Origin of the sequence: Variovorax sp. DXTD-1 (genome assembly GCF_003984625.1) — a bacterium.
In the GTDB taxonomy this organism is placed as follows: domain Bacteria; phylum Pseudomonadota; class Gammaproteobacteria; order Burkholderiales; family Burkholderiaceae_C; genus Variovorax.
Map to the genome: position 1 here is coordinate 1 of NZ_RWKH01000070.1, position 1,102 is coordinate 1,102.

Consider the following 1,102-nt stretch of genomic DNA (forward strand, 5'->3'; position numbering starts at 1 on the left):
GCGACGGTGCTGTCGGCCAAGTTCGGCGGCGAAGCCAAGGCCTACGACCAGATCGACGCGGCGCCCGAAGAAAAGGCCCGCGGCATCACCATCAACACCGCCCACGTCGAGTACGAAACGGCCAACCGCCACTACGCACACGTGGACTGCCCCGGCCACGCCGACTACGTCAAGAACATGATCACCGGTGCCGCCCAGATGGACGGCGCCATTCTCGTGTGCTCGGCCGCCGACGGCCCGATGCCCCAGACCCGCGAGCACATCCTGCTGGCGCGCCAGGTGGGTGTGGGCTACATCATCGTCTTCCTGAACAAGTGCGACATGGTCGACGACGCCGAACTGCTCGAGCTCGTCGAAATGGAAGTGCGCGAACTCCTCGACAAGTACGAGTTCCCTGGCGACGACACCCCCATCATCCACGGCTCGGCCAAGCTCGCCCTCGAAGGCGACAAGGGCAAGCTCGGTGAAGAAGCCATCATGAAGCTGGCCGAAGCCCTCGACACCTACATCCCGACGCCCGAGCGCGCCGTGGACGGCACCTTCCTGATGCCTGTCGAAGACGTGTTCTCGATCTCCGGCCGCGGCACCGTCGTGACCGGCGCCGTCGAGCGCGGCGTGATCAAGGTCGGCGAGGAAATCGAGATCGTCGGCATCCGCCCGACCGTCAAGACCACCTGCACCGGCGTGGAAATGTTCCGCAAGCTGCTCGACCAAGGTCAAGCGGGCGACAACGTCGGCGTGCTGCTGCGCGGTACCAAGCGCGAAGAAGTCGAACGCGGCCAAGTGCTGTGCAAGCCCGGCTCCATCAAGCCGCACGTGCACTTCACCGCCGAGGTGTATGTGCTGTCCAAGGACGAAGGTGGCCGTCACACGCCGTTCTTCAACAACTACCGTCCGCAGTTCTACTTCCGCACGACGGACGTGACCGGCGCGATCGAGCTGCCCAAGGACAAGGAAATGGTCATGCCTGGCGACAACGTCAGCATCACCGTGAAGCTGATCAACCCGATCGCGATGGAAGAGGGCCTGCGCTTCGCCATCCGTGAGGGCGGCCGTACCGTGGGTTCGGGCGTCGTGGCAAAGATCCTCGACATCTAAGCCG

Annotated in this window: 1 protein-coding gene; it reads left to right on the forward strand. The window is 64.2% G+C overall.

Translation table 11 applies throughout. The features are described 5' to 3' along the window. Positions 1 to 1,098, forward strand: a 1,098-nt coding sequence (gene tuf, locus EJI00_RS24890) for an elongation factor Tu (protein ID WP_126750123.1), incomplete at its 5' end; no start/stop codon positions are given. Between the last annotated feature and the right edge of the window lie 4 nt (positions 1,099 to 1,102).